22 protein-coding genes, 3 tRNA genes and 1 pseudogene are annotated in these 26,268 nt (G+C 65.1%); 9 read left to right on the top strand and 17 right to left on the bottom strand.

Features of this window, described 5'->3' with window-relative positions:
* Positions 1-100: 100 nt before the first annotated feature.
* The 3 genes from DNK54_RS04435 (at position 101) to DNK54_RS04425 (ending at position 391) form a co-directional block, all read left to right on the top strand.
* A tRNA-Gly gene (locus tag DNK54_RS04435) sits at positions 101-173 on the top strand.
* Between the two features lie 26 nt (positions 174-199).
* A tRNA-Cys gene (locus tag DNK54_RS04430) sits at positions 200-270 on the top strand.
* A 49-nt stretch (positions 271-319) separates the two neighbouring features.
* Positions 320-391: transfer RNA gene (locus DNK54_RS04425), tRNA-Val, on the top strand.
* A gap of 102 nt (positions 392-493) precedes the next feature.
* On the opposite strand, the gene DNK54_RS04420 is transcribed toward DNK54_RS04425, so the two are convergent.
* The 13 genes and pseudogenes from DNK54_RS04420 to DNK54_RS04360 form a co-directional block, all read right to left on the bottom strand.
* On the bottom strand, positions 494-691 hold the full coding sequence (locus tag DNK54_RS04420) for a helix-turn-helix domain-containing protein (RefSeq protein ID WP_110205677.1): 198 nt from the start codon (positions 689-691) through the stop codon (positions 494-496).
* Positions 684-923, bottom strand: coding sequence for a hypothetical protein (locus DNK54_RS04415; RefSeq protein WP_110205676.1), 240 nt, complete (start codon positions 921-923; stop codon positions 684-686). Before DNK54_RS04415 ends, DNK54_RS04420 begins: the two co-directional genes overlap by 8 nt.
* Positions 924-1,094: 171 nt before the next feature.
* Positions 1,095-3,827 carry a MobF family relaxase gene (gene mobF, locus DNK54_RS04410; protein WP_239459900.1) on the bottom strand — a complete coding sequence of 911 codons (2,733 nt, stop codon included), beginning with the start codon at positions 3,825-3,827 and terminating at the stop codon, positions 1,095-1,097.
* A gap of 862 nt (positions 3,828-4,689) precedes the next feature.
* Positions 4,690-5,355: a lysophospholipid acyltransferase family protein gene (locus DNK54_RS04405; protein WP_235536118.1), complete on the bottom strand. Its 666-nt coding sequence runs from the start codon at positions 5,353-5,355 to the stop codon at positions 4,690-4,692.
* 103 nt (positions 5,356-5,458) lie between these two features.
* The gene (locus DNK54_RS21650) at positions 5,459-6,034 is read right to left on the bottom strand and encodes a PaaI family thioesterase (RefSeq protein ID WP_082606256.1); all 576 of its coding nucleotides are present in this window, start codon (positions 6,032-6,034) and stop codon (positions 5,459-5,461) included.
* Between the two features lie 74 nt (positions 6,035-6,108).
* Positions 6,109-7,134, bottom strand: coding sequence for a BtrH N-terminal domain-containing protein (locus tag DNK54_RS04395; protein WP_200958932.1), 1,026 nt, complete (start codon positions 7,132-7,134; stop codon positions 6,109-6,111).
* A gap of 84 nt (positions 7,135-7,218) precedes the next feature.
* Positions 7,219-8,052 carry an SDR family oxidoreductase gene (locus DNK54_RS04390; RefSeq protein ID WP_110205675.1) on the bottom strand — a complete coding sequence of 278 codons (834 nt, stop codon included), beginning with the start codon at positions 8,050-8,052 and terminating at the stop codon, positions 7,219-7,221.
* A complete protein-coding gene (locus tag DNK54_RS04385; protein WP_056756804.1) occupies positions 8,049-9,578 on the bottom strand; it encodes an aldehyde dehydrogenase family protein in 1,530 nt (509 codons plus the stop codon). Before DNK54_RS04385 ends, DNK54_RS04390 begins: the two co-directional genes overlap by 4 nt.
* Positions 9,575-10,357, bottom strand: a complete 783-nt coding sequence (locus DNK54_RS04380) for a transglutaminase-like domain-containing protein (RefSeq protein WP_239459898.1) — start codon at positions 10,355-10,357, stop codon at positions 9,575-9,577. Before DNK54_RS04380 ends, DNK54_RS04385 begins: the two co-directional genes overlap by 4 nt.
* On the bottom strand, positions 10,294-11,661 hold the full coding sequence (locus DNK54_RS04375; protein ID WP_200958934.1) for a cytochrome P450: 1,368 nt from the start codon (positions 11,659-11,661) through the stop codon (positions 10,294-10,296). Before DNK54_RS04375 ends, DNK54_RS04380 begins: the two co-directional genes overlap by 64 nt.
* 155 nt (positions 11,662-11,816) lie before the next feature.
* Positions 11,817-13,034 carry an NAD(P)/FAD-dependent oxidoreductase gene (locus tag DNK54_RS04370; RefSeq protein WP_056756823.1) on the bottom strand — a complete coding sequence of 406 codons (1,218 nt, stop codon included), beginning with the start codon at positions 13,032-13,034 and terminating at the stop codon, positions 11,817-11,819.
* 11 nt (positions 13,035-13,045) lie between these two features.
* Positions 13,046-14,419 (bottom strand): annotated as a pseudogene (locus DNK54_RS04365) (cytochrome P450); the annotation flags it as partial.
* A gap of 22 nt (positions 14,420-14,441) precedes the next feature.
* Complete coding sequence (locus DNK54_RS04360; RefSeq protein WP_056756828.1) at positions 14,442-14,762, bottom strand: 2Fe-2S iron-sulfur cluster-binding protein; 321 nt, start codon at positions 14,760-14,762, stop codon at positions 14,442-14,444.
* A 125-nt stretch (positions 14,763-14,887) separates the two neighbouring features.
* Between DNK54_RS04360 and DNK54_RS04355 the strand changes: the two genes are divergently transcribed.
* On the top strand, positions 14,888-15,901 hold the full coding sequence (locus DNK54_RS04355) for a helix-turn-helix transcriptional regulator (protein ID WP_056756829.1): 1,014 nt from the start codon (positions 14,888-14,890) through the stop codon (positions 15,899-15,901).
* 94 nt (positions 15,902-15,995) lie between these two features.
* On the opposite strand, the gene DNK54_RS04350 is transcribed toward DNK54_RS04355, so the two are convergent.
* Both DNK54_RS04350 and DNK54_RS04345 read right to left on the bottom strand, forming a co-directional pair.
* Positions 15,996-16,499 carry a PaaI family thioesterase gene (locus DNK54_RS04350; RefSeq protein ID WP_082606257.1) on the bottom strand — a complete coding sequence of 168 codons (504 nt, stop codon included), beginning with the start codon at positions 16,497-16,499 and terminating at the stop codon, positions 15,996-15,998.
* Positions 16,499-17,101, bottom strand: a complete 603-nt coding sequence (locus DNK54_RS04345) for a TetR/AcrR family transcriptional regulator (protein ID WP_056757058.1) — start codon at positions 17,099-17,101, stop codon at positions 16,499-16,501. The genes DNK54_RS04350 and DNK54_RS04345 overlap by 1 nt, the downstream gene beginning before the upstream one ends.
* 89 nt (positions 17,102-17,190) lie before the next feature.
* On the opposite strand from DNK54_RS04345, the gene DNK54_RS04340 reads away from it, so the two are divergent.
* Genes DNK54_RS04340 through DNK54_RS04330 form a run of 3 tightly spaced genes read left to right on the top strand, consistent with a single transcriptional unit; the run spans position 17,191 to position 21,998 of the window.
* Positions 17,191-20,199, top strand: a complete 3,009-nt coding sequence (locus tag DNK54_RS04340; RefSeq protein WP_161605253.1) for an MMPL family transporter — start codon at positions 17,191-17,193, stop codon at positions 20,197-20,199.
* Between the two features lie 32 nt (positions 20,200-20,231).
* Positions 20,232-21,407, top strand: coding sequence for a cytochrome P450 (locus DNK54_RS04335; protein ID WP_056757062.1), 1,176 nt, complete (start codon positions 20,232-20,234; stop codon positions 21,405-21,407).
* A gap of 33 nt (positions 21,408-21,440) precedes the next feature.
* Entirely contained in the window at positions 21,441-21,998 is a 558-nt protein-coding gene (locus DNK54_RS04330) for a hypothetical protein (RefSeq protein WP_056756832.1), read from the top strand.
* 100 nt (positions 21,999-22,098) lie between these two features.
* Here DNK54_RS04330 and DNK54_RS04325 read toward each other — a convergent pair whose 3' ends face one another.
* Together DNK54_RS04325 and DNK54_RS04320 are read right to left on the bottom strand one after the other, a co-directional pair.
* Positions 22,099-22,716 carry a helix-turn-helix domain-containing protein gene (locus DNK54_RS04325; RefSeq protein WP_056756837.1) on the bottom strand — a complete coding sequence of 206 codons (618 nt, stop codon included), beginning with the start codon at positions 22,714-22,716 and terminating at the stop codon, positions 22,099-22,101.
* Between the two features lie 74 nt (positions 22,717-22,790).
* Positions 22,791-23,963: a tyrosine-type recombinase/integrase gene (locus tag DNK54_RS04320; RefSeq protein WP_204164402.1), complete on the bottom strand. Its 1,173-nt coding sequence runs from the start codon at positions 23,961-23,963 to the stop codon at positions 22,791-22,793.
* A gap of 513 nt (positions 23,964-24,476) precedes the next feature.
* Here DNK54_RS04320 and DNK54_RS04315 point away from each other — a divergent pair.
* Together DNK54_RS04315 and DNK54_RS04310 are read left to right on the top strand one after the other, a co-directional pair.
* Positions 24,477-24,998: a DUF4822 domain-containing protein gene (locus tag DNK54_RS04315; RefSeq protein ID WP_110205673.1), complete on the top strand. Its 522-nt coding sequence runs from the start codon at positions 24,477-24,479 to the stop codon at positions 24,996-24,998.
* A 119-nt stretch (positions 24,999-25,117) separates the two neighbouring features.
* Positions 25,118-26,230, top strand: coding sequence for a hypothetical protein (locus tag DNK54_RS04310; RefSeq protein ID WP_110205672.1), 1,113 nt, complete (start codon positions 25,118-25,120; stop codon positions 26,228-26,230).
* Positions 26,231-26,268: the final 38 nt, after the last annotated feature.

Raw genomic sequence — 26,268 nt, 5'->3', positions numbered from 1 at the left:
GGGTGGAACACGCCGGAGCACCCCGGATTTTGCATGGATCCAGGGTTCGGCTAATGTTCTCGTCGTTGCCCAGGCCGGCCAAGCCGGAAGGGAGCAGCAAGCGGACGTAGCTCAGTTGGTAGAGCGCAACCTTGCCAAGGTTGAGGTCGCGAGTTCGAGCCTCGTCGTCCGCTCTGAGAGGTAACACCAAAGCCTCCACGGTGGGTTGGCCGAGAGGCGAGGCAACGGACTGCAAATCCGTGTACACGGGTTCAAATCCCGTACCCACCTCGGCCGCACCGGTTTATGATCGGGCCCAACCATTACAAATCAAGATCTGGGGCGATTGGCGCAGCGGTAGCGCGCTTCCCTGACACGGAAGAGGTCACTGGTTCAAACCCAGTATCGCCCACAAGTAAAGTCGCAGGTCAGAGGCCCTTTTGGGGCCTCTGTTCTGCTTTTTGTGCAACATACGTGCAACAAGGATTCGGCGGGCACACGTCCTCAGCAGCACTCAGAGCTGCGCTGTGGGCATCTTTCGCGGGGTAGCTTCGAGGTCGTCGAGCTTGATTCGGATGGCCCGTTTTCCGCAGCGGTACGCCGGAAGCGTGCCGGCTGCGATCCAGCGCCGAATCGTTCTGACCGAGACCGACATGGACTCGGCAGCCTCTTCGAGGCTCACGTAGACCGCGATGGCTCGTCGCTCAGCCATCGGAGCGCACCTCGATCTGGGTGACCGTGGCGGAGGCGAGGAAGCAACGGGCCTCCGCCACGGTGATGTAGAGCCGGCCCACGCCCTGAAAGCGCGTCCATCGTGGGCCGATGCCACGGCGACGCCAGTCACGGACGGTGCGCTGGGGTGTGCGGATGAGTTCGCAGAACTCCTCGAACAGGATCAGGCCGTTGTCGTCCCAGTCCTCGGGGATGCCGATGGGTGTCACCATCACGTCGCCTTTCGTGCTGGCCGCCGACGGATTCGGCGACTCTTCGGGAAGAAGCAACGCCCCGCTCTGCGGATCGGACCTCCGCTGGCCATTCGTGTCGAGATCGGCTTCTTCCTGGTCACCTAAGTCGTCTCGGGGCCTCCGAGCGATCACCTGGAGCGACGGGCTTGGTTAACGGCCGATTCCCGGCCCAGCGGGTCGAGGACTCGTGTATTGCCGGTCTTCGGGTCGCGGCCGAGGTCCGGCCGGTCCATCGGCCAATGCGTTCTTCAGTGCGGCGGCCTGGAACGCTATCGACTGACGCGATGCCCGGGTGCCGTAGCGCTCGATGTCCTCGTCCACACGGGTCGCGGCGTGTCCTGGGCCGAGGTCGGCGCGGTCGCGGCTGAACACGCCCACCCATTGCTCGCGGGCGTCATCGACAGAGTCGGCGACCAAGTGGGCGACGTTGCTGTGGCGTCCGCGAGTCATGGCGACGTACGCCGCTGCTGCACCTGTGCTGTCGCCGACGAGGAGGTGCGCGGAGGCGACGGTCTGGCCCTGGGCGCCGTAGACGGTCGAGGCGAAGGCGAGCTCAACGTGTTCCCCGACGTAGTCGGCGGGCAGTTCTCGTTGGCCGGCGCGACCGGTGACGAGAAGACTGCCGTCGTCTCCGATGCCGGCGACGGTCCAGACGTCGCGGTTGGCGACGCCGAGGTCGCGGTCGTTGCGTCGGGTAGCGACACGGTCACCGAGTCCGATCCGCTCACCACGGCGAGTGACGGGCTCACCATTCCGCTCACCAACCCGCTCACCAGTCGTCTCGCCGCTGCGGTGGCGGTGGTCGCGGATGGCGGCATTGAGGGCGCCGACCTGTTCGCGGGTGTCGGCGATGATCAGGTCCTCGCTTGCGGCGCCGATGTCCGCGAGGGCGGCGGTGCGTTCGACATCGGTGGCGTGAACGCTGATGAGTCCGCGCTCGAGGAGGGCGTCGAAGACGTCGGCTGGGTGGTCGCCTTCGCGCATCTTCAGGCTGAGGTCGGCGTACTCCGGATCGACGAATCGATGCACGGACTCGAGCTCGAGATGTGCGGTTGGTGGTGTCCAGCGTGCGGCGATGTCGAGTAGCCCGCCGCGACCGACGGCGGGCAGTTGGTGGCGGTCCCCGAGAAGCGCAACAGTCGCGCAGGCGCGGTCGGCGATCGCAAACAGTGCGCGGGCAGTGTCCTGGTCGAGCATCCCGGCTTCGTCGATGAGCAGGACGTCGCCGGGTGACAGCCGTGCGGCGACGTTGATCTGTTCGCGGGCGAGGTTGATGCGTGACCAGTGGCCGTCCTGGTCCCATCGGAAACCATTTTGGTGGATGAGCCAAGCCGCGGAGAACGCATCGGTGCCGACCTGCTGTCGCGCAGCCTGTGCTGCTTTGAGGGTCGGTGTGACGACAAGAAGTCGGCGGTACTGCGCATCGAGGGCAGCGCGGGCGGCGGCGAGGGTGGTGGTCTTTCCGGTGCCGGCCGCACCCTCAATGACGAGGAGGCCGGCGTCGCCGGCAAGTGCCGCGACGACCGCCCGTTGCGCGGCATCGAGGTGGTCGCTGTTCGTGATCCGGCCCGGACGTTGGACCGGTTGCAGTACGCGCGTTGCGATGGCGTCGATGAGTTTCGCTTCGACGTCGAGTACCCGGTCGGAGGTGAGGTTCCTGATGTGGTCCGGCACGTCACCGCGTTCGCGCAACGGCCGGCAGCAGGCGACCGCGCGTGCGGTGAGGTCTTCGGCCAGCTCCGTGCGTGCGGCTCGGTCGGCGATGATGCCGACCGCGGGGATCAGTTTCTCGACTTCGCCGCGAATGTCGGCGGCGTTCCAGGCCGAGCGTTTCGCTCCGAGCCGGGTGAGGACGAGATCAACGGCAGCGTCGCGACGCAACCGACCGATAGTCGTCGCTCGAACCTCGACGGGTTCTATCGGTAGACGGAAGCCGAGGTCGTGCAGCTCGACGTTCCACCGAGTGACAAGGTCGACGCCGTCGGCCGGTACAACCTTGTCGGGACGTGCATCAGCCCACGCGCGACGATCCCACGACTGTCGCAGCTTCGGCCCCGGCTCCTCGCCGGGGTGCTCGGTGCGCCATGCGGCTTCGTAGCGGTCGACGTTGCGGTTGATCTGCGAGGTTCGTTGGCTGAACCGACCGGCGTACGGCGCGAGCTGCTGAATCTCGCCGGAGTCGTCGAGCGTGTAGCCATGTTCGGCGAGCGCGGTGCGGAACTCGGGGTCGCACATCACGGCGGCGTGACCGATGCCATTGAGCGCCTCGATGGAGTCAACAACTCCGACGGAGTGCAAGCCACGCCATGCACCTGCCGCGTGCACGCGCGCGTTTATCTGAACGTGCAGGTGACGGTGCGGGTCACCGGCACGCGATGTGTAGTGCCGCACGACCGCGGCCTCGATCTTCTCGACGGGTACCTGGACCTGGCGTCCGCGCGGACCGACGCGTGTGGTTGCGTGCTGGGCAACCCACCCGATGACCTCCTCGGCCGCGCGGGTCTGTGCCGCTTCGTAAGCAGCAGCGAGATCCGGATGGAGTGCGGCCGCGAGCGACCAGGTCTTGGGTCCATTGACGACCACCTCGACGAACCTCAACGCGCGATCGTCATCGCGCAACCGGCCCTTCGGCTGACCGGTGGACACGTCGTACCCGGCCACCCACTTTTCGTACGTCGGGCCGTCGAGATCGGGACGCCGATCGATGACAGTTCCGTCGCCGCTCACGTTGACGGCGTAGTGCTCGGCAACGCCGCTTCCCTCGGCGAGGTAGTAGTCATCGCCACGTGAGTGGTCGGCCTCGACATAGGAGCGTGCGGCGGCTGCCGAGCCGCGGTAGAACTTCACCCCACCGTGCATGATGTCCTCGTCACCGCCCGTCACGTCTCGTCAAAGACCCCTGAAATGACACCGGTCCGTCCCCCCGGGGGACGGACCATCTACGAACCTTCGTAGCATGCGTGCCGCCCGGTTTCGAGCCTTCCAATCACCTGGTGGGGATCGGGTTTTGGGACTCGCCAGCGTCCGTCAACAATCGTCATTGGGGCTCACAGCTGAATGCAGCAATGAGATGTACTCAGTGATGTCCTCGGGGTCGCACAAGGTGCGACTGCAGGGGCAGACGACCACCAAGCGGGACGTTCCCGGAGGCACAGGGCCGACGGTTCGCGGGCTGCGCGGGCGCCGCGGCAGAAGCTATGTAGAGCTGCCGCGCATGCCGATCGACGACAGCACCGGAGGTCGTCTTGGCGTCGATTTACGTTGACCCAGTCGATCCTCGACGATGAGAATCGATCTAGCGGATGCCGAAGATGTTGGGACCCCGCACCGTCTTCTATCAGCAGTCCCCTGGGCTGCGAACAGCGTGGGTTGTGTAGGCGTTGCGTTTCGCTTGGCCGCCTTCGCCGAGCGCGACCCGCACGATCATGCCAGCGCTCTCAACTGGTCTTTGCGCACTTCCTTGAGTTCAGAGGACGTTCGTTGTCCTGGCTGCTCGGGGACGAGCCGGGAGTCGGCGTCCACCAGATCGGCCCGAATGGGCTCCCCGCGGCTTGCGCATCATCGTGAGTGGCGGTGCTGGCCGGCAGTTTCCACATCTACGACGACATCAGGTCCAGAACTGATCGAGTGACTCACATTCAGTCGCCGATGGCCCCAGGACTTCTCGGGGCCATCGCCATTTCGGACGCGGAGATCTCGCCACCAATCCCGTCTATTCTTCACCGGGCTGTCACGAGGACGTTGCTCATGACCGGCAGCGTGAGGATTGGTCGCTCGCGCCGTGTCGCTCTGCCAGTTGATCCAGCATCTGAGCCAGAGCGTCGGCAAGTCGGCGCGTACCGGCGATCGCCGCTTCGGGACCGGGCCCGAGCTGCCTGAGATCGGTCAGGTCAAGCGGCGGACCAATGTCGATGGTGACGGTGGGCCGTTTGAACAGTTTCGGGCGGCGGCTGTAGGCCGGCAGGATCTCTTCGGCGCCTCGTTGGGCAACGGGAATGAGCGGCGCTCCTGATTCGATTGCCAGCCGCACAGCGCCTGTCTTGAGTTCCATCAAGCCGCCGTCAGGGTCCTTGGTGATCGTTCCTTCGGGATAGACCACGAGCAGTGCACCGCTGCGAAGTGCCGTCAGGGCGGCGCCGAATCCGTCGGCACCATGAGATCGATCCACCTCCACATGTCCGGCCGCACGGAACCACCTCCCTACGATCTTTTCTTCGAACAGGCTGCTCTTCGCAAGAAACGCCGGGATCCTTCCGTTGGCGAGGACCATCTCGGCGACGAGTAACGGGTCCAGTTTGGAGATGTGGTTCGCGGCGAGTACGGCTGGGCCGCGTGCGGGTATCCGCTCGACTCCACGCCAGTCGCGCCGGCGCACCAGAATCAGAACCGGCTTGCAGATCACGACGGCCACCCACCAGGCAACGCCCCAGTCCGTGTGCCCTCCAGGAGACGTCACAGGATGATTGCCCGGGCCCTGCGAACCACGCGCCGCGCACGTCGCGCATCTGCGGAGGTCATTGTCCTTGGCTCTGCTCTTGTTCGGCGCCGGCGGCGAAGTGACCGGGATCGACCACCACGAAGGTGGCGTCGGCTGATCCGGTCTTCTTGCCGGTTGCATCAGACGCCTCAGCGTGCAGCAGGAGCCGGCGTCCTGTGCGATTCGTGACCTGTACCCGGAATGTGTAGGGATGGTGCAGTAGGAACGGCGCGTGATATTCGACGGTGAGACTGCGCGTGACAGCCAGTGCTCCGACGGTGTAGAGCGAGAAGCCGAAAAGGTCGTCGAAGGCGAGGGCCACAGCTCCACCGTGAGCGATGCCGGGAGCGCCGACCTGGGCCTCGTCGAACGAGTGCACCGCTTCAACGCCTGAGGCGGTGCGAACCGCGCGAAGGTGCAGACCGGCGGAATTGTCTGGCCCGCACCCCGCGCAGTGCGGGGAATGTGGCGGCAGCACCTGGCCGACCTCCACAGTGACCTGACCGGCGAGATGCGCCGCCCATCCAGCGATCAGACCCCCATCGCGGTAGTCGAGCTCTTCGTGCCGGACAACAGATGCGTAGTCGTAGTCGTGGTCCCCCAGTGTCGCCATGTGCGTCGCTCTTTCTTCTCCACGGACTTGATATCGCTCTTGATGCGATCGGTCATCGTGACGGCAGGAGTCGATCAGTGATCACCAGCCAACGACCTGGCAGCAGCCTCCAAGGACTCGACCAGATGCAACTCCAGCTCTGGTAGACGACCAGCGATCAGGACCAGTTGCTCGATCCGAGAGCGTGGTTCGGCGTCGCGTTTGGCCGCGGCGCGCGCGGCGTCGGTCCAGGTCTGCGCACAGCGGGCGGCTTTGGTCGCAAGGTCTGTGGTCGCGGCGTCGCCGGTCAGCCGTGCGACCTCTGCGCAGCCGTCGGCGACCAGACGGCGGAACAGACCGCCGCCGGTTCCTGCCTTTTCAATGAACGCGCCAACGCTGAACAGAAGTATTCCGAGTTCGTCGTCCGGGAGTTCTGCCCAGGTCGCGACGTCTGCGGCGAACAGATCAACGGCCTCCAGGCCTTCAGTACCGAGGGCCGCCGTCGTCGGATCGGCGATGCTGTGGGGCGATGGTTCACGCATGTTGGCGGCGGATTGCCTGAACGCCCCTGCGGCGACTTCCTCGAGGGCGGGAAGCGAGCGGGGCCAGGTGATGCGGTAAGTGCAATGGCGGGTGGGTTGCGGGAACGCCGTGGAGGACCGTGCCCGGGCCAACGCTTCGAGCGGAACTTCCTGGACGTCTGCGCGGTCGTTGTCCACGACGAAGGCGAGCTCCCTCTCCTCGTCGTAGCCGATCACCACGATGTCGTGGCGGCTCATCTGCAGTTGGACCCGCAGGTACGGCAGTTCCGCGATGTCGCCCCACACAAGGCTGGGTCGTCCGGCGTCGAGCTCGTCTCGGACCCACGACCACCCCTCCTCGGGATCATCGGTGGTGAGGACCTGCACCTGCCCACCCAGACGTAGCGGTAGATCTACTTCGAACTCGGCGCCGCGCCCGACCAGATACAGCGGGGGAAAGAGGTCGGTCGATCGGAGGTAGGACAGCCCCAGGGCGCCGCCGAGCGCGAACACCAGACCCTCATCGGGCGGTCCGTCCCATCCCAAGCCGTTCCAGTGCAGCAGGTCGCGCATCGCACCCGAACCGCAGTGCCCTCCCATTCGGTGGGGGTAGTTCTGGATCAGGGTTCTTCGGGGCACGGGACGTCCTTCTCGTATTTGCCGGTTGGTTCAGAGATGCGGGGGTTAGCTGTTCCGGATTCGCTCCAGGTAGGCCTGGCGGGCCCCCATGTCGACGTCGTCGAGGAATACCGAGTCCGTGCCAAGGGCGGAGCCGAGCGCGGTGGCAAGTCGTCCGGGCACGAACTTCATTGCTGCGACCATGCCGCCGGCAACGCGGGTGACGCGTACGAACGGACGGGGTTGCTCGATCAGATCGGCCGTCGCCCGCGCGATCTCCTGCGGCTCGGCGTTACGCAGACCCTTCGCCCCGGACGTTCCAGCGACCAGTTCGGTGTTGGTGAAGGTGGGCCGAACGGTTGACAGGCAGACTCCGGACTTGCGGTACTCCTGGCGGGCCGCCTCAGTGAACCCGATGACGGCGAACTTCGTGCCGCAGTAGGTGGCCAAGCCGGGCACGGAGAGCTCGCCGGCCAACGACGCAGTGTTGATGATGTGCCCGGCGCGCCGCGGCAACATCCGCTGGAGGGCCAGCTTGGTTCCGAAGATCACGCCAAGGACGTTGATCTCCACCTGCCGCCGGGTCACGGTGTCCTCCTCCTCGTGCACGTGCCCGGTGGGCATGATGCCCGCGTTGTTGATCAGCACGTCGATGGGACCGAGTTGCGTCTCGACCATGTCGAGGAAGGCCCGAAAGGAGTCGGGATCGGTTACGTCGAGTCGGGCGACGGAGGAGATGCCGAGCTCATCAGCGGCCTCCTTGGCACGGGCCTCGTCGATGTCGCCGATGGCGACGCGGTGGCCGCGTCCGATCAGTTCCTTGGCCGTCTGGTAACCGATACCGCGGGCTCCGCCGGTGATCGCGATCGTCTTGGCGGGAAAGAGTGTGGGGCGAGTCATCTGATGTGCTCCTGGTGCAGGCCCAGGCGTTGACGCAAGCCGCGACCGGCTACCGTGCGCAACACTCTTCGGGCGATGGCCGTACGCCGGGCGGAGTACGGGTACCACGTGAGTTCTCGTGTCAAGACGGGGAATCGCGGCTCGGTCACCGCTTGCACCCGGCAGTACTTGTGGAGCCCGTCGGCTCCCCCGAGCCGCGCGCCCGTCCCCGACGACTTCCACCCGCTGTGCGGCAGCGTCATCGCGAACAGGTTGCTGAAGACGTCGTTGATGTTGACCGCTCCAGCATCCAGGCGTCGTGCGATGCGCTGGGCCCGAGCGTGGTCACGAGTCCAGACCGTGGCCGACAATCCGTACGGCGAATCGTTGGCCAGTCGGATGGCTTCGTCTTCGTCGGCGACGCGCATCACGGGGATCGTGGGGCCGAAGGTCTCTTCGGTCATGCACGCCATCGTGTGATCGACATCGATCAGGACTGTGGGCAAGTAGTAGTTCCCGGCCTCGCCTCGTCGTCCGCCGGCCACTGCGTTCGCGCCGGACGCTACCGCCTCGCTGACGTGGCGATCGGTGATCTCGACCTGCCTTGCGGTGACCATGGCACCGACATCGTCGCGCGCGCCCACCCCCTGGGTCAGCGACTGCACGCGCTCGGTCAGCCGAGCCACGAACTCCTCGTACACCTGGGCAACCACATAGACGCGCTCGACGGAAATGCAGACCTGCCCTGCATTGAACAAGCCACCCCAGGCGATGCCCTCGGCCGCACGGGCGAGGTCGGCGTCTTCCAGGACGATTGCTGGATCCTTGCCGCCAAGTTCGAGACTCACCGGCTTCAACTGCTCAGCGCAACGAAGTGCGACCGCACGCCCTGTCACTGTCGAGCCTGTGAACTGGACGAAGTCAGCGGCATCCACGACGGCGGAGCCAGTGTCGCTGGCCCCCGTGACATGTGCCAGAACGGGCGGGGCGCCGATCTCGTGCCAGCCTTCGATGACCCGTGCGCAGGTCAGTGGTGTCTCTTCCGAGGACTTCACCAGGACCGCGCACCCGGCAGCCAGCGCGGGAGCTGCGTCCATGAGAAAGAGAGTGATCGGGAAGTTCCAGGGGGTGATCAGGCCGACGAGAGGATGGGGCCGGTAGGTCTTGGAAAGTCGCTTCGGCAGGCTCAGCAGTCCCGCGGACCTGACCCTTTCGTCGGCGAGAAAGTCCTCGGCGTGGTTGGCGTAGTAGGTGATGAATTCGCAGGACGCGGTCGTCTCCACGAGGGCGTCAGGACGCACCTTGCCGGTCTCGGCCTGAAGCAGGTCGGTGAGCTCGTCGGTATGAGCAAGGATCCAGTCCCGCCACTGGTGCAACCATTGTGAACGCTGCCGTGGACCATCCTCGGCCCAGGTAACTTGGGCGAGGCGAAGCTCGGTAGCGATGCGCGTCACGGCGTCACGATCATCTACGGAGATGGTCTCCACCAACCGGCCGTCGGCTGGGTTGCGCACCTCAAGCATGGTCGCTGTGGTTGTTGGGCTCATCGGTCCTCCTGTGGGTGCGCAGACCCGGGTGAAGCGTCAGTTTGGATCTGGCTCGTCGACTTGATGGTGAAAGCGTCGTCAACCGCAGGCGCGGAGGAATCCACCATCGAGCCATAGGTGTGGCGAAGCTCGCTCAGGATCTCGGCCAAGGGCAGGTCGTCGAAGAGGCCACGCTCGTGGACGTACTCCATGTGCTGGATTCCGTCTGCCGTGAAGGCGTGCATGAGTGCGTGGTGCTCACCGTCGAACTCCACCGGAGGAACACCGAAACGAGCACACAGCTCGACGTTGAACGCCGGCGTCGCCTTGAGCCACCTGCCGTCGATGTGGAGACTGCTGTATCCGTGGTAAACGAACAGGTCCGTGCCGCCCATGAGTGTTCGCAGGGTCTGGGTTTGCAGATGGTTGCGGACATCGGCGAAACCCAAACGCGCCGGAATGCCTGCCGCGCGGCACACCGCAGTGAGCAGCACGGCTTTCGGGACGCAGTAGGCGCGACCGGCCTGGAGCACGAAGCTCGCGCGGTAGTGCGCAGGGTCGGCCGACACCGTGTAGGGGTCGTACCAGACCCGGTCGCGGACGGCGGCGAACAGTCGTCTCGCTTTCTCGGTGTCGGTCCTCGCGTCACCGACCGTGGCCGCGGTGAAGTCGCGGACGTCCTCGTGCTCGAAGTCGAGAAATTCCGTCGGCTCCAGGTGGGACGCAAGGATCTGACTCATCGGCGCTCCAGGGTGATCGGCAACCCGTCGACGGGAATCGGTAGTGAGGTGTTGTCCCATCTGACTTCGTAGCCGTCGGGGACCGTCCAGCTGTAGGTGCGCAGCATCTGGTGCAGGATGGCCTTGACCTCCAGGGTCCCGAAGTGGAGACCAATGCACTTGTGCACCCCGCCACCGAACGGGATCCACCCGAAGCGGTGGTGCTGGTCTTCCCGACGCGGCTCACTGAAGCGTCCAGGGTCGAATTTGTCGGGGTCGGTCCAGCATGTCTCGTCGAAGTGATTGGCGGCCGGAGCGATGGCAACCAGCGTGTCTGCTGGAATGTGGCTCCCGGCAATCTCGACGTCCTCGACGGTCTTGCGCATGACGATCGGCACTGGCGCCACCAGGCGCAGCGTTTCCTTGATCACCAGATCGAGAGTCGCCAGCGACTCCAGGTCGACGATGTTCGGGGTCCGGTCGCCGAGTCGGTCGGACTCGGCCCTGGCCTGCTCCTGCCACCCCGGGTGCTTGGCGAGGAAGTAGGCGGCCGCCGCAGTGGTGATGGTCGAGGTGTCGTGGGCGGCCATCATCAAGAAGATCATGTGGTTGATGACGTCCTCATCGGTGAAGGCGTCCCCTTCGGCGGTCTGCGCATGGCACAGTCCCGCGAACAGGTCGCCGCCCTGACCCTCGCGGGCAGCAGGCAGATGTTGTGCGAAGTAGGCCTCCAGCACCGCTCGCCCACGCACACCAGCTCGCCAGCGTGTCCCGGGCAGCGGTATCCGCACGATCGAGCTGGCTGCCCGTACGGTCGACACGAAGGCGTCGTTGATCGCATCGGTGTCCTGGTTCCCGCCGCGCCCCGCCATGAAGACGTCCGTGGCAACGTCGAGAGTCAGGCTCTTGAGCAGGGGGTAGAGCCGGTTGGACGTGCCGGCGGTCCAGCCTTGGATGTTCGCCTCGACGGTCGGTCCGAGTTGGTCGACGTATCCGGCAAGCCGGTCACGGGTGAACGCCTCCTGCATGATGCGTCGATGCATCTTGTGTTCGTCGAAGCTCATCAGCATCAGGCCACGGTGGAAGAACGCGTCGATGAGATAGGTCCAACCGTCCTGGGAAAAGGACCTCGCTTTGGTGGTCAGTGCTTCTTGTGTGGCGTCGGGGCCGGCCACCGCCACCACCTTGGTGCCGAACGCCCCCATCCAGGACACCGGACCGAAGCGCCTGTATCGGGCACGCGTGAAGTCCGACCCGAAGCGGATGTAGTCGACGGTGTGTCCGAGGAGAGGGAGTCCGGCGGTCCCTCGGACGGGCTTGAGTCCGGAGCCTTCCGGAACTGGGGCGAGCTCGTGGACCGGCCACCGGTCGCTGGCCTCGCGCAGGGCCGCGTCCCATCTACTCGGTAGCGACGCCAGGAGCAACGACGAGAGCCGGTCGCGCCTCTTCGTGATTGCTCGTGGGAGGAGGTTCGTCACTTGATGTCCTGTCTATGAGCGTTCCCGGTGGTCAGCAACGGAGGCGTACTACGCCGCTCGGCCTACCCGCGTATGTCGGTCAGATCTGGGACAACCAGCTCCGCCCGTCCCAGCAGCGGAGCACCTTGCGCCAGGAGCCGCTTGGTCAACATGAAGTCACGGGGACGGTTCACGCAGTCCGCGGCGATCAGCACACCGTGGCGGAGGTAGAAGCAGGTGAAGTCGCGGTCTTGACGGGGATCACCGCTGAGCACGACTTCGTCGTAGCCGGTGTTGAGTCCGGCGATCTGGAGCTTGACGTCGTACTGATCTGACCAGAACCACGGAAGCGCAGTGATTTCTTTGGCCTTCCCGCAGAGGGTGGCGGCGGCCACCTTGGCTTGCTCCCCCGCGCTCGGTACGCACTCGAGACGAACTCGACGACCGTGACTGGCCATGGTGCGGCTCGTGCAATCGCCGGCCGCAACGATGCCGGGGTCGCTCGTGCGGGCTCGATCGTCAATCGCGATGCCGTTGTCGACAACCAGTCCTGATGCCGAGGCGAGTTCGGTGTTCGGCTCAACACCGATGCCCACGATGACGAAGTCAGCAGGAATTGATTCGCCGCTCGACAGGAACACTTCGCGGACCTGGGTGTCCCCGGCGATGGCCTCGACAAGTGCATTCGTCCGAATGGAGACGCCCGCATCTCGGTGGATCCGCTCGAAGAATGCTGAGACCTCGGGGGCCGTCACTCGTTCGAGGACACGCCCGGTCGCCTCGAGCACCGTGACATCGAGCCCCAACGCGCGCAACGACGCGGCTGTCTCCAGCCCGACGTAGCCCCCACCGACGATGACGGCTCGCCGTCCGGGCGAGGCGGCTCCACGGATCAGCTCGACGTCCTTGGCGGTGCGCAGGTAGTAGACACCGCCAAGTAGGGCGCCCGGCACGAGAAGTCGTCGCGGCCGAGCACCGGTGCACAGGGCAAGCTTGTCGTAGCCCAGCGACTCGCCGTTGCCCAGCACCAGGTGACCAGCGGTGCGGTCGATCGACTTGATCGTTGCATCCAGAAGCTGGATCTCCTGCTTGGCGTAGAACGCTGCGCTACGGATCGCCAGATCCTCAAGGGTGCTCTTGCCCGCCAGCAGGGCCTTCGACAGGGGCGGGCGTTGGTAGGGCAGCGCCGACTCATCGCCCACCAGGACGACCTCCCCGGTCCACCCCTCCTGGCGCAGACTCGCCGCGAGCTGCGCGCCGGCATGGCTTGCGCCGACGATCACCGCTCGCTGCCCGGTCATGCGCCGGCCTTCGGGGTGAGACGGACCATCAACTCACTGATGCCACGTACGAAGTTTGACTGCACGTACTCCGGCTCGCCCACCACCTCGATCTCCTCGAAGCGCGGAAGCAATTCCTCCCACAGGACCCGCAACTGCAGCTCGGCCAGCCGGTTCCCCATGCAGCGGTGGACGCCGAACCCGAAGGAGATGTGGTTGCGCGCGTTGGCACGGTCGATGATCAGCTCATCAGGCCGATCGAAGACGGCGGCGTCGCGGTTGCCCGAGGCGTACCACATCACGACCTTGTCGCCCTCACGGATGAACTGGCCGTTCAGGATGGTGTCGACCTTGGCGATCCGGCGCATGTAGGCGAGCGGAGTCTGCCAACGGATGACCTCCGAGACCATGTTGGGGATAAGGTCAGGGTTGGCCTTCAGCTTCTCGAACTGATCCGGGAACTGGTTGAGCGCAAGGACACCACCACTCATCGAGTTGCGGGTCGTGTCGTTGCCTCCGACGATCAGCAACACCAGGTTTCCGAGGAACTCCATCGGGCGGTCGATGAGGTCCTTGGTGTTCTCGTTGCTCTGCAACATGGTGATCAGGTCGAAGCCGGGTTCCTCCCCGGCAGCAGTCCGGGCGGCCTTGTCGTGCCAGAGGGCGCTCAGACCTCCCGCCATGTCACGCATGCCACGGAAGACCTCATCGTTGTCCGAGGGACCACCGTTGGCTTGCTCCATCGAGGACGCAAGATCTGACCAGTAGACGAGCTTGTCACGCTGCTCGTAGGGGAAGTCCAGCAACGTGGCCAGCATGCGCGCAGTCAACTCGACCGAGACGCGCTGCACCCAGTTGAACGGCTCACCCACCGGGAGTTCGTCCAGCACCTCGCGAACGCGCTCTCTGATGAGCCCCTCCATCTCGCGCAGATTCTTCGGTGCGACGACGCCTTGGACCGCCTGCCGCTGCAGGTCGTGCCGCGGCGGATCCATCGCGATGAACATCTCGATGTCGAGGAACCGTGGTGGCACGCCGATGACGATCAGGGGTTCGGCAGAGAACGAGTCATGGTCCTTGTCGACCGCGATGATGTCGGCGTGCCGGGTGACAGACCAGAACGGGCCGAAGGGACTGTTGGGCTGGTAGTGCACGGGGGCTTCGGTGCGCAGACGCTCGAAGTAGGACTTCCAGCGACCCTGCCGGTACATGAACGGATTGCTCATGTCGATGTCGGCGAGGTCGATCTCCTCGACCGGCGGGATGGGGCGCTCGACAAACATCTTCTTGCCATTGGTCCCCGTGACCCACCTCCTGGTCTTGTCGTAGAGATGTGCGCCCTGAATCTGCCGCTCCATCGGGATGGTTGCCTGGACCTTGGCGGTGACCGCCTCAGGAATTTTCATCACTTCTGCCCGTTCTCGCTGGTCACATCTGGAATTCGGGGAGTCGGACGGTCAGCCCGTCCCATGCGTCACAGACCGCCATTTGGCACGACAGTCGGGAGGTCGGTTCACGCTCGGGGTTCATCGCGAGCATCTGCTCCTCATCGGGGCCGGAGAGCCCGACCCGCTCGGACCACTGAGGGTCGACAATGACGTGACAGGTTCCGCAGGCAGCTTCCCCACCGCAGTCGCCGTCGACGCCGGGCACCGCGTTGTTGGTCGCGACCTGCATCAACGACTGCCCCGCGTCCAAGGACGCCGTGTGCGTCTCGCCGTCGTGCGACACGAACATCACCACTGCCATGATCAACTCCTGATGCGTCGTAGGGAGGGCACAAGGCCTTGGGTCAACTCTTGCCGCGGACGCCGGTCGTGGCTATGTTCGCCCGGGCCAGTTAGTTGTGAGTTCGGCTCAGGGAAGCGGGTTCGATGAACCTCAATGAAGCGGGAGTGCCCTACACGGCATTCGCGCAGCTGCTCGAGAGCCAGGCACTTGGAGCGGGCGCTGTGGCACGGTTCCGCGCCATCATGGCCCGTGAGGGCGTCACCGAGGCGACCTTGCTGCAGCACGACGGGCAGATCCCAGTGCGGTGGTTCCGGGAGGTCTACCCCACGCTCGATGCCCACCACGCCACCGAACTCGGCCACACGTTCGCAGAACAGGCTCAACTGACCTCGTTCGGCCCTTTGAGTCTCCCCTTGATCAGCGCAGGATCCGTGGCCGAGATCATGGAACTTCTCACCTACCTGCCCTTGATCACGACAGCCGTCACCACACGGTTCCACCCGAACGACGAGGGCCTCACAGTCGGGCTCACGGGTCATATCGGCGATCCGGATCTGGATTGTCTGCTCGTTACCTACTGCGGCTCGGCACTGCGGAGATTGATCCAGATGCTCGTCGGCGACGGGTCGACCGTCAGACTGCACACCAGTTGGCCAGCGCCCGCGTCCGTGACTCAGCACGAAGCCTCACTGGACGGGCACCTGGTCTTCAAGTCTCCGATGACATTCCTCCACGTGCCCACGGAGACGCTGAATGAGGTCTGTCGGTTCTCCGACCCGGTTGCATATCGCCTCGCGATTGCCGATCTCCGGGAGTCCCTCGAGCACAGGATCGGGCCGACGTCCTACTCGAGCAGGGTACGGATCTCCCTGGACGAGGCTCTTGAACTGAAGACGTGCCAGACGGTCGCCGATGAGCTGTCGATGTCTGCCAGCACCCTCAAGCGGCGCCTCCAGGAAGAGGGCACCACATTCCGCGACCTGCTCGAGACGTCATTGCTGGAGCGCGCCACGCTACGCCTGCTCGACCGATCCATGTCGATCAGCGAGATCGCGGTCGAGCTCGGGTACAGCGACCTCACCAACTTCTCGCACGCCTTCAAGAGGTGGACTGGTCAGTCTCCGAGGCAGTTTCGAGAATCCAGTCACAGTTGGTAGCTGAGACCTTCCGGACGGGCACGCTGATGTCGAACACGGCAGCGGCGGGGAAGGTCGGTTCATTGCGGTTGGCGGTGCCGATCGCTGCCATCGGTCAGGACGGTCGTCCCGGACCCTTGAAGTGCTCGAAGTCAACGGTGACGAAGAGGGCACCCGACCTCGCGACCAAGGCACCGTCGGAGGCCTGGAGGGTGGCGGCCATGTGAATCTTGCGTCCAGCACGTTCCGCGATGCTGGCTTGAAGCGTGTATTCGAGGCCCAGCAGCACCGGGCTCAGGTACTCGACGTCGAGCTTGCGGGTAACGGCGAGGTCTCCGATGGAGTACAGCAGGAATCCGAAGAGATCGTCGAAGACAGTGGCCACTGCGCCACCGTGCGCGATGCCGGGTGCACCCACGTGGCGAGCGTCAAAGGTGTGGGTGGCAACCACCGTGTCGGGGGCGTTGCGGGTCACGACCAGGTGGTGGCCATGTGGGTTCTCCGCGCCGCACCCGAGACAGTGGCTGTGGTGCGATGGCAGGGTCGCCCCGACTCCGCGGGAGACGTCTGGGTCTTGTCGCCATCCGGCGAGCAGGTGGTCGAAGGTGTTCTCACCCATTACGCGTGGGTCTCATCGAATGTGCGTGGCGCCAGTCCGTCGAAGAGGAGTCGCGCTACGGCGTCGGCGATGCTTTCCATCGGCCGTTGACTTCCGACCACTGCCTCCATCAACCCAGCGACCGTGACCGCGCCGAAGATCATGACCGCGTCGGACATCGTGTCCTCCGACGGCAGCAGCGAACCGTCGTCGGCGCCGTCACGGAGCAGCTGTTCGACGGGTTGGTAGAAGGCTGCACTGAGGGCACCGGCGAGTTGAGGGAGGCGGGTTGCGCGACCGAGATCGCCGACCAGGGCTCGGCACGAAGCCGGGTTCTGGAGCATCACGCTCAGCTGGGCACGGATCACTCGCGTCAGGCGTTCCCGCGCGGTCCCTTGACTCTCGACCGCGACACCGACCTCAGCTGCGATGGCCGTCAGCAGGTCGTTGAGCAGGAACGCGAGAATTTCGGCCTTCCCTCTGAAGTGGTAGTAGAGCGTGGAGACGGGTATCCCGGTGACTTCTGCGATGTCCTCGATCTTGGTGTCGTCCAGTCCTCGCTCCGCGATCAGTTCCGAGGCTGCGTAGATCTTGCTGGCTAGTTGTACCGGCAGTGGCTTCATCGGTCCTCCCATGACGCGATCATCCTATGCTTTTGCAGAATTTTGTGTTGGAATCGGATTCCAACATTAGATGCCAAGGAGATCGGCCCATGCCAGCGCCTGTTCGCGGGAACCCGGTCACGTGGCTGTCGAGCACGGCCCTGAAGTTCCCTGCGCTCACTGTCGCCATCTGGCTGGCACTGAGTGCAGTTCTGGTCGTCGTTCCGCCGAGCCTTGAAGACGTTGTCGAACGAGGCACGACCGCATTCCTGCCTGACGGGGCGCCGAGCGTGCGTGGCCTGGACGCGATGGGTTCTGCGTTCGGCACGGGAAAGGCGGAGGCCTACGCGTTCATCGTCCTGGTCAACGACGACGGGCTGAGCAAGGCCGACGGGGCCACCTATCGGCGTCTCGTGGCCGGGCTCGATGCCCATCCGGATGAGGTGGTCGAGGTCCAGGACTATCTGGAGCAACCTCAGTTGCGGACTGTGTTGACCAGCAAGGACGGCCGCGCCACCTACATCCCAGTCGGGTTGAAGGCCCCTATCGGGTCGCCTCGGTCGAACGAGGATGTGGCGCTCCTACGCGGCATCGTCGATGACGCGGGCACTGCCCCGGGCACGAAGGTCCACATCACGGGCGACCCGGCGACGGTGGCTGACCTGACCACGGCGGTCGAGGAGGCCTCGGACAGGATCCACCTCATCAGCGTCGGCTTGCTGGTGCTGATCCTGGCGCTGATCTATCGGCGACTGGTCACCGTGCTGATTCCGCTGGTCACTATCGGGGTGGCCCTGGTCTGCACACGGGGCGTGCTGTCGATCCTCGGTGAGTCGGGGCTCGCACTGTCGTCGTACACCTCGGCGTTCGTGATGGCCATCGTGCTCGGTGCTGGCACTGACTACTCGGTGTTCCTGATCAGCCGGTTCCGGGACGAGTACCGTGACACCGGCCAGGTGGCGACGGCGATCCAGACGGCCACGACGCGGATCGGGACCGCGCTGGTCGCCTCCGCTGCCACGGTGATTCTGGGCGCGAGCACGTTGATCGCGGCCAAGCTCGGCATCTTCTCCACCACCGGTCCGGGGATGGCGATCGCGGTCGCAGTGTCCCTGGCGGCCACCCTCACCCTCACTCCCGTCCTCATTGCCTGGACCGGCACCCGGATCGGACCTGCGCCGGCGATCCGCCCCGAGTCCCTGTGGAGCAGGGTCGGCACGCTCGTCGCAGCACGACCCGCTCGGGTGCTCGTCGGCAGTGTCCTGTTCCTGGGAATCCTGGCAGCGTTCCTGCCCACGATGACGCTGTCGTTCAACACCCGGGCAGCTCAGCCCTCAGACACGCCGAGCAACATCGGAAACGCTGCACTGACCAAGCACTTCGCACCCAACGAGACTCTGCCCGACTACATCTTGGTCACGGCGCAACGCGACATGCGCAACCCGAAGGACCTGGCCAGCCTCAACACCCTGAGCCGTGCCATCGCCAAGGTCCCGGGGGTGACCTCGGTACGCAGCATCACCCAGCCCAGCGGCGAGCCGTTGTCGCAAGCACAGATCAGCAAGCAGCTCACCACCCTGGCAAAGCAGTTGAACAAGGCGGACCGCAAGCTCACCAAGGCACAACCCGGCCTGATCGAACTCAGCGACGGAGCCGCCGAGCTGGACCGAGGCGCCAACAAGTTGGCCGACGGCAGCGTGCAGGCCGTGGACGGCGTCGACCAGTTCGTCACCGGCCTGACCGAACTCAACGAAGGGCTGGAGACTGCCGCAGACAACACCGATACCGCTGCGTCTGGCGCAGGCGACCTCGCCGAGGGCGCACTCCAGCTCGCCCGTGGGCTTCAGAGCGCGCATGACAAGGCCACCCTCGGGGTCGAGGGACTCAAGGCGATCGAGCAGGCGCTTGCCAAGGACCTCCTGTGCGGTGTCGACCCGGTCTGCAATAAGGCGAGAAAGGGACTCAAGCAGATCGTCGATGCCCAGGACGAACAGCTCCTCGGCGGCCTCCAGGAAGCTGCTGACGCCGCCCTGAGCATCGCGAATGGACAAAGCACCCTCGCCGACGGACTCCGCAAGCTCCACGGCGGCCTGGTCCGCGCAGAGAAGGGCAGCGGACAACTCGCCGACGGGCAGAAGGTCTTCCGGACCAAGCTCCTCCAACTCGCGACAGGGACCGAAGAGCTCGCCGCAGGAACCAGTGCGCTGAGCCCGGGCATCAATCAGCTCGCAGACGAGACCTCCCGACTCACCGACGGACTCGACCAGGCAGGCACCTACCTCTCCGACGTGGGCGCACAAGCCAACACTGCGGATGCCGGCGGGTTCTACCTCCCCGCCAGCGCGCTCGAGAACCGGGACTTCGCGCTGGCCCGCACAACGTTCCTCAGCGCCGACGGTCGGGTCGCCCGGATCCAGATCAGCGGCGAGACCGACCCGCTCAGCGTCGATGGCGTCGACCGCTACACCGTCACCCGCGATGCCGCAGCACGAGCCATCCGCGGCACGACCCTGGCTGACGCCGACCTGCTCGCGACAGGAGCCGGCGGGCTGGGAGCAGACCTCCAGGACTACCTCGACCACGACACCCGTTTCGTGGTCGGACTGGTCCTTCTCATCGTGTTACTCATCCTGATCCTCACCCTCAGGTCACTGATCGCTCCCGTCTACCTGCTGGCCTCGGTGATCTTGTCCTGCGGCGCGGCACTCGGCCTGACCACCTTGTTCTGGCAACACCTCATGGGGCAGAACATCGAGTTCAACGTGCCCGTCATCACGTTCGTCCTCTTGGTCGCCGTCGGCGCCGACTACAACATCCTGCTGATGAGCCGGATGCGAGAAGGAGGCCTGAGCCTCAGCCGACGCGACGTTGCTGATGCCGTCACCGCCACCGGCCCCGTCATCACCTCGGCCGGCGTCATCTTCGCCAGTGCCTTCGTCGCGCTGATCGGCTCGTCCGTGCACGGACTGGCTCAAACCGGATTCGCCGTCGCAGTCGGACTCCTCCTCGACACATTCGTTGTCCGCACCCTCGTTGTCCCCGCGTGCGCCGCCCTGCTCGAGGAGCACAACTGGTGGCCCACGCGACCCGGCACTGGTGAGGCCAGCGAGTCCGCGTGATCGCCGATCGAGAGCAGAAGGGACACCTCAGGATGAGCCAACCCGTCAGGATCTACGACCCGTTCGACCCACAGGTCCAACAGGACCCGTACCCGGTCTACGAGCAGTTGCGAGACGAGGCCCCGGCGTACTGGGCCGAGGACGCCAACACTTGGGTCCTGAGCCGTTACGACGACGTCTCCGCGGCTCTCGCCGCTCCAGAGACCTTCTCTTCGGCCAAGGGGATCTTCCCGTCGCCACCCGGCGTCGATCAGTCGGACCTCTTCCTACCGATGCTGATCATGACCGACCCACCACGGCACGCCCAGCTGCGCGCCCTCGTCAGTCGGGCCTTCACGCCGCGACGCATTGCTTCGATGGAGACCTCAATCCGGCAGACCACTGACCACCTTCTCGGGCAGATCAACCCGGGCCCATGGGACTTCGTCTCCGATTTCGCGGGACCCTTGCCTGCGATCGTGATCGCCGAACTGGTCGGGGTTCCCGCCGACGACCGCGAACAGTTCCGGGCATGGTCATCGACCCTCGTGCAAGCGAACCCGATCCACGGAGCGCGCGATGGTCTTGCCGCAGCCGCGTCGCTCTACGAGTACTTCGCCGGCTTCCTCGCCGAAAGACGCCGCACACCCAGGAGAGACCTGATCTCCGATCTGGTCCATGCCGAGGTCGAGGGCGAAAGACTCACTGACGACGAGGTGTTGGGGTTCTGCCTGCTGCTCCTGGTGGCCGGCCACGAGACCACGACGAACCTCCTTGCCAACAGCATGGCCATCCTCACAACCCGTCCCCAGGACCGAGCCCGGATGGCACACGAGCCTGCGGTCCTGGCCTCGGCAATCGAAGAACTGCTGCGCTACGACTCCCCCGTTCAAGGACTCTCGCGGACCCTGACCCGTGACATCACCCTCCACGGCGAGACGCTCCACTCCGGGCAGACAGCCCTGCTCCTCTTCGGCTCCGCCAACCGTGATCATCGAGCGTTCGCCAACCCCGACGAGTTCCAGGTCGAACGCGAGCCGGGACGCCAAGTCGCCTTCGGGCGAGGACCTCACTTCTGCCTCGGAGCCGCCCTCGCCCGCATGGAGACACGGATCGCTCTTCACGCCTTGCTCAACCACACGTCCTTCAAGTGGTTCGCCGATTTACCCGCCGCCAAACGACTTCACTCCGGCCCCATCCGCGGCTACGCATCACTTCCCGTGCAGTAACGGACCCAATCAACGACAGCGAAGGAGGTACCGATGAAGGCCGAGCCCAAACCGAGTCGCGCCAGCGTCCTGCACGCGGTCATCGACACCACGCTTGCCCGACGAGACGGGCAGATCCCTACCGACATCGAGGGTATCGACAACTTCTTCGACGGCATCGAGGACCTTGCAAGCGCACTCCTTCTACGTTGGCACACACGCCTGATCGCATCGCTGGAACGCGGACTGTCCGATGAACCCGAGGATCGCGAGGAAGCCGTCATCGAGGCATGGCGCCACGCCACCTGGATCTACTGGGGCGTGCGAATGGTGATCGACGAACTGACGGAGAACCCACCGACCGAGACCATTGCCGAAGCCGTCCGCATGACCGCCCGCAACGACTGGGCAGCCATGGCCATCGCCGCCGGCCTGGCCAGCGGGTTCGACGAACCCGCCGCCCGCGTCGGCCATCGAATGGAGCTGGAGGCACGCCGCCGCAACCAGCTCGAGCGCAGCACGGCCCGGGACCCGCACGAACGAGGGTTTCTCATCAGACTCAAGGACGCGATCATCGGCCGCGCCTCGACCTCACCGCTCTCCGATACCTAGTGTCCAAGTTCCTGGGGAGTCGGGCCAATGTCATTCGCCGAAGCCACTGATCCGCGCGGCGGGCCCTAATCGAGCCTAGGAGCGGCCGGGGTTGGCGCGTTCACGCCGTCACCAGGTCCCGCGCCGGGACGTAGATGTTCCGGCGGCTCAGCCAGTCAGGCGTCTGTGCGCGGACCCGGTCCGGGGTGAGGAACGGGTGCTCGGGTGTCCACGGCGTGGGCAGCGATGAGCGGATCGACCAGGCCGGCGCGTCGAGTCCTGCCGACTCGAGTTCGTGAGCGACGACCGCAGCCAGCAATGCATCCCACTCGGCCGATCCGACCGAGGCGGGCTCGGCCGCCCATGAATCGAGGAGGATCTGGCGCAGTGTGTCGTCTTGTTCGCCGACGATCGCGTTGAGGTGGTCGCGGCCCTGGAGGAGCATCCGCCAGATCCACTCCCTTTCGCCGGCGAGGAAGTAGCCCCGCATCGCAGCAGCGGTGGCAGGCGCCGACATCAACCCACGGGCTTTCGCGGCGCCGAGAGCACGACCGAGCCGCTGGGCGCGGATGAGGAACTGGGCGAAGGGTCGGGTGTCGCCGGTGAGGTAGGTCGAGAGCCGCGGCGCCGAGGTCCCCAGTGCCCGGGCGAAACCGGCTTGGGAAAGGCCGCTGATGGTCACCGCGTCTCGCAGGAGGGTGATGACCTCGGCGCTGTCGCGGTCGAGTGGCTGTCCCATGCCCGGATTCTACCATTATCTAACTCGGTAACGGCTTCCCTCGCATCGATGCAACCAAGCTCCTCAGCGATCGGTCAGAGGTCCTTCGTGGCCAGGCTCGACAGGGCTTCGGCTATGACCTTGTCGCGGTTCTCGGCCGCGTGCTGATAGCGCAACGCTGCGCCGGCAGTGGAGTGTCCGAGGCGGGACATCAGTTCGGCCAGGGTTGCGCCAGTGCTGGCAGCCAGGACCGCTCCGGTGTGGCGAAGATCGTGGAACCGGAGATCAGGTCGACCGGCGGCCTCCCGGGCCTTGTAGAAGACCCTGTAGAGGGTGGCGGGCGCCAGGTGCTTCGTTGGGTCGCCAGCGGCAGGGAACAGGAGGCCATCGCGGCCTCCGGTGATGTTGTCGCTCAGGTGCGCCTTCACGACGGGGAGAAGGTGCGGTGGAATCGAGACGTCGCGCGTGCCCGCGTCTGACTTCGGCGTGCCGATGATGGACTCGCCCTTCACGCGGACCACGGCTCGGCGGATCTTGACGACGCCGTTGATCACGTCGAAGTCGTGGCGGCGTAGTTCGGTGATCTCTCCGAAGCGGAGTCCGCACCATGACGCGAGCAGGATCATCAGCCGGTAGCGCTCAGGCATCGCCTTCGTCAGTGCCTCGAGCTCAGCCAGGGTCGCAGGGGTGATCTGCTTGACGCGTTTCGTGTTGGCCGCGCCGCGAATGTGACAGGGATTGAAGTCGATCAGACGACGTTGCACGGCGTCGCCCAGGATCGTCCTGAGCAGGCCATAGGCATGTGCAGTGGCGGTCGGGGTCGCCTCCCCCATCCGGTAGTGCCAATCGTCGATCAGATCGGCAGTCACGTGCTTCAGGGCGACGTCGCCGAACGTCGGCAAGATCCGCGCGTCGAGAATCTGGCGATAGTGATAGCGAGTGCGCGGCTTCAACTGACGATGCGTGAGCCAGCGCTCGGCGTGCTCCCCGAACGTGAGTGGCTTAGTCGTCCTAGGCGGCGTCCAGTCCTCGTTGTTGATCTCGCGACGCCGATCGGCGAGCCACGCCTCGGCATCCTCAGCCGTCTCGAATGTCACCGATGCCTTGTGCCGGACTAGGTCGGGACCGAGGTAAGACGCCTGATAGCGCTTGCTTGGAAGCTTCCTGATCGCTCCGAACCCGCGCCTGCGTGGCATGCCCACTCCCCATTTTCGTGCAACAACGTGCAACAAGGATGGCAAAACCCGTGCATTTCTGTCCAGATGCAAAAGCGATACTGGATCCTGTTTCCGCAGGTCAGGGGCGTTTTGTCCACTAATGTCCAGTATCGCCGCATCCCGTGAAACAAGATTCAAACCCAGTATCGCCCACCATCCAGAGAACCCTCTCTGAGCTGCATCACTGCAGGTCAGAGAGGGTTCTCTCATTTCTCTTCGACCTGCCGATTTGGGAATCATTCTCAGAAAATCGGCCATTGGGAAGCAGATGGGAAGCAAGCATCTCCGGCAAGCAGCCCGACAGCCACGAAGAAGCTCGCACAGCACCTCAACAAGCTGCGCACGCCGAAGGCGAAGGTCCCTGCCTGATGTCAGAGCTTCTGTATTTCTCGTGGCCGAGGGTCGTTCTCCATGATCTCGAGCCGCTGTCTGTCGTCGTCGGGTGCGAGCGGCACGGGGGGCGCCAGGGCTGTCTGGCCGGAGGCCGTTCGTCAGCCGAGTGGCTATTTCTTCCTCGCCCGCTGCCCGATGGCAGCAGCAGCGGCGCGCAGCAGGATCGATGTCATGAACACGATCACCAGCAAGTCCCTTCGCACCGCCGTCGTCTCCCTCGTGGCGCTGGGCGTCTTCGCAGCCTGTGGCACCGACTCCGACGACGCAGAGAAGACCGACGCCGACCAGAGCAGCCAGGTCGCCCAGGCCGCGACGCCGTCCGACATCCTCGCGGCCACTCCGTGGGAGACCACAAGCGCCGTCGACCAGGACGGCAACGAGGTGTCGCTCGACGACGAGAACGTCAACACCTTCGTCGGCTGGGCGTACTTCAAGGCCGACGGCACGTTCACGATGTACACCCTCGACGACGCTCCCAAGATGCAGGGGGACTGGACCGTCACCGAGGACGGAAAGACCCGCAGCATCGTCGCCAAGGACGAGGACGGCAAGGTCCTCTTCACCCGCGACTCCGACATCGTCACCCTCACCGACGCCGAGTTCACCTACCGGGTCTTCCCCGAGGAGGGCGACACCAGCGCCTACTACGACATCGTCCACACTCCTACCGACCACGCGGAGCCGACCGCCTGAGGTTCCTGGAGCCACACCCGACGGGCGCTCGGCAACAGCCGAGCGCCCGTTCGCGTGTTGTTGAGCGCGGGGTCGTGGCGTCCTGACAAACTGGGTCGGCTCGCTCTCCAGGAGGTCGGATGGACACCACCACGACGATCGTCTTCGTCGCCGTCGTCGTCGGTAGGTTCCTGCTCCCGCTGCTGATCCTTCGCCACCCCCTGCCAGCGATCGTCGCTTGCCTGATCCTCGACGGAGTCGATCAGTCGATCTTCCAGTGGTTCGGCCACGACCCGCCGGGATACCAGGGCTACGACAAGGCGATGGACATCTTCTACCTGGCGATCGCCTACCTCGCGACGCTCCGCAACTGGACGTCGATGTGGGCGTTCCAGGTTGCGTGGTTCCTCTACTTCTACCGGCTCGTGGGGGTCGTGCTGTTCGAGTTCCTCCACGTGCGGGTGCTCCTGCTGATCTTCCCCAACACGTTCGAGTACTTCTTCATCGCCTACGAGGCGATCCGCACCCGCTGGCGTGTCGTCGGTCGCGACTACCGCTTCTGGATCGGACTCGCCACCGTCATCTGGATCGTGGTGAAGCTGCCGCAGGAGTACTGGATCCACGTGGCTCGGATGGACCTCACCGAGACCTTGGCCGACCACCCGTGGACGATCGGTCTCCTGGTCGCGCTGATCGTGGTGGCGCTCGGTGCCGCGACCTGGGCGCAACGCCGCTATCTCGGCGCGCCCGACCACGCGTTCACGCTCGCCAGCCCGCCGATCCCGGCGGAGATCGACGAGGCGCGCGAGCGCGCGGCCTGGACCGCCAAGTACGCGCGGGTCCGCTCGATCGCGACGCTGGAGAAGATCGTCCTCGTGGGTCTGGTCTCGGTGATCTACGCGCAGGTGCTGCCCGACTACGACGGGTCGAAGCTGCAGCTCTTCATCGGTGTCGCCATCGTGGTCGCGGTCAACGCGGCGTACACGATCGCGGCCTCGCGCCGGATGTGGACGGTGGAGAGTGCGTGGGCCGGCTTCGTCGGGCGCCTCGCCTTCAACGTCGCCTTCGTCTACGGCGCCGACTGGCTGCTCAACCGCAACAGCGGCGACATCGACATCATCGACACCCTCTTCTTCCTGAGCCTCATCAGCCTGATCACCTCCCTGCACGACCGCTATCGGCCGGTGCACTCCGTGCGCAAGCGGCAGTTCGTGCCCGAAACCGATGGGAGTACGCCGGCCCTTGGCCGATAGGCTGGGCGCGGCCACGACCGTTGGCCACCAGTCGCTAC

This window comes from Nocardioides daejeonensis (genome assembly GCF_003194585.1).
GTDB classification, from domain to species: Bacteria; Actinomycetota; Actinomycetes; order Propionibacteriales; family Nocardioidaceae; genus Nocardioides; species Nocardioides daejeonensis.
Note: the sequence above shows the minus strand (reverse complement) of the source record. Positions and strands in the feature narration are given on the sequence as shown.

What these genes read in the sequence shown, in the direction of transcription:
- DNK54_RS04420 (WP_110205677.1), bottom strand. Translation starts at nt 691, where the DNA reads ATGGCTGAGCGACGAGCCATCGCGGTCTACGTGAGCCTCGAAGAGGCT.
- DNK54_RS04415 (WP_110205676.1), bottom strand. Translation starts at nt 923, where the DNA reads ATGGTGACACCCATCGGCATCCCCGAGGACTGGGACGACAACGGCCTG.
- DNK54_RS21650 (WP_082606256.1), bottom strand. Translation starts at nt 6,034, where the DNA reads ATGGCGACACTGGGGGACCACGACTACGACTACGCATCTGTTGTCCGG.
- DNK54_RS04395 (WP_200958932.1), bottom strand. Translation starts at nt 7,134, where the DNA reads ATGGGAGGGCACTGCGGTTCGGGTGCGATGCGCGACCTGCTGCACTGG.
- DNK54_RS04390 (WP_110205675.1), bottom strand. Translation starts at nt 8,052, where the DNA reads ATGACTCGCCCCACACTCTTTCCCGCCAAGACGATCGCGATCACCGGC.
- DNK54_RS04385 (WP_056756804.1), bottom strand. Translation starts at nt 9,578, where the DNA reads ATGAGCCCAACAACCACAGCGACCATGCTTGAGGTGCGCAACCCAGCC.
- DNK54_RS04380 (WP_239459898.1), bottom strand. Translation starts at nt 10,357, where the DNA reads ATGGGACAACACCTCACTACCGATTCCCGTCGACGGGTTGCCGATCAC.
- DNK54_RS04370 (WP_056756823.1), bottom strand. Translation starts at nt 13,034, where the DNA reads ATGACCGGGCAGCGAGCGGTGATCGTCGGCGCAAGCCATGCCGGCGCG.
- DNK54_RS04360 (WP_056756828.1), bottom strand. Translation starts at nt 14,762, where the DNA reads ATGGCAGTGGTGATGTTCGTGTCGCACGACGGCGAGACGCACACGGCG.
- DNK54_RS04355 (WP_056756829.1), top strand. Translation starts at nt 14,888, where the DNA reads ATGAACCTCAATGAAGCGGGAGTGCCCTACACGGCATTCGCGCAGCTG.
- DNK54_RS04350 (WP_082606257.1), bottom strand. Translation starts at nt 16,499, where the DNA reads ATGGGTGAGAACACCTTCGACCACCTGCTCGCCGGATGGCGACAAGAC.
- DNK54_RS04345 (WP_056757058.1), bottom strand. Translation starts at nt 17,101, where the DNA reads ATGAAGCCACTGCCGGTACAACTAGCCAGCAAGATCTACGCAGCCTCG.
- DNK54_RS04340 (WP_161605253.1), top strand. Translation starts at nt 17,191, where the DNA reads ATGCCAGCGCCTGTTCGCGGGAACCCGGTCACGTGGCTGTCGAGCACG.
- DNK54_RS04335 (WP_056757062.1), top strand. Translation starts at nt 20,232, where the DNA reads ATGAGCCAACCCGTCAGGATCTACGACCCGTTCGACCCACAGGTCCAA.
- DNK54_RS04330 (WP_056756832.1), top strand. Translation starts at nt 21,441, where the DNA reads ATGAAGGCCGAGCCCAAACCGAGTCGCGCCAGCGTCCTGCACGCGGTC.
- DNK54_RS04325 (WP_056756837.1), bottom strand. Translation starts at nt 22,716, where the DNA reads ATGGGACAGCCACTCGACCGCGACAGCGCCGAGGTCATCACCCTCCTG.
- DNK54_RS04315 (WP_110205673.1), top strand. Translation starts at nt 24,477, where the DNA reads ATGAACACGATCACCAGCAAGTCCCTTCGCACCGCCGTCGTCTCCCTC.
- DNK54_RS04310 (WP_110205672.1), top strand. Translation starts at nt 25,118, where the DNA reads ATGGACACCACCACGACGATCGTCTTCGTCGCCGTCGTCGTCGGTAGG.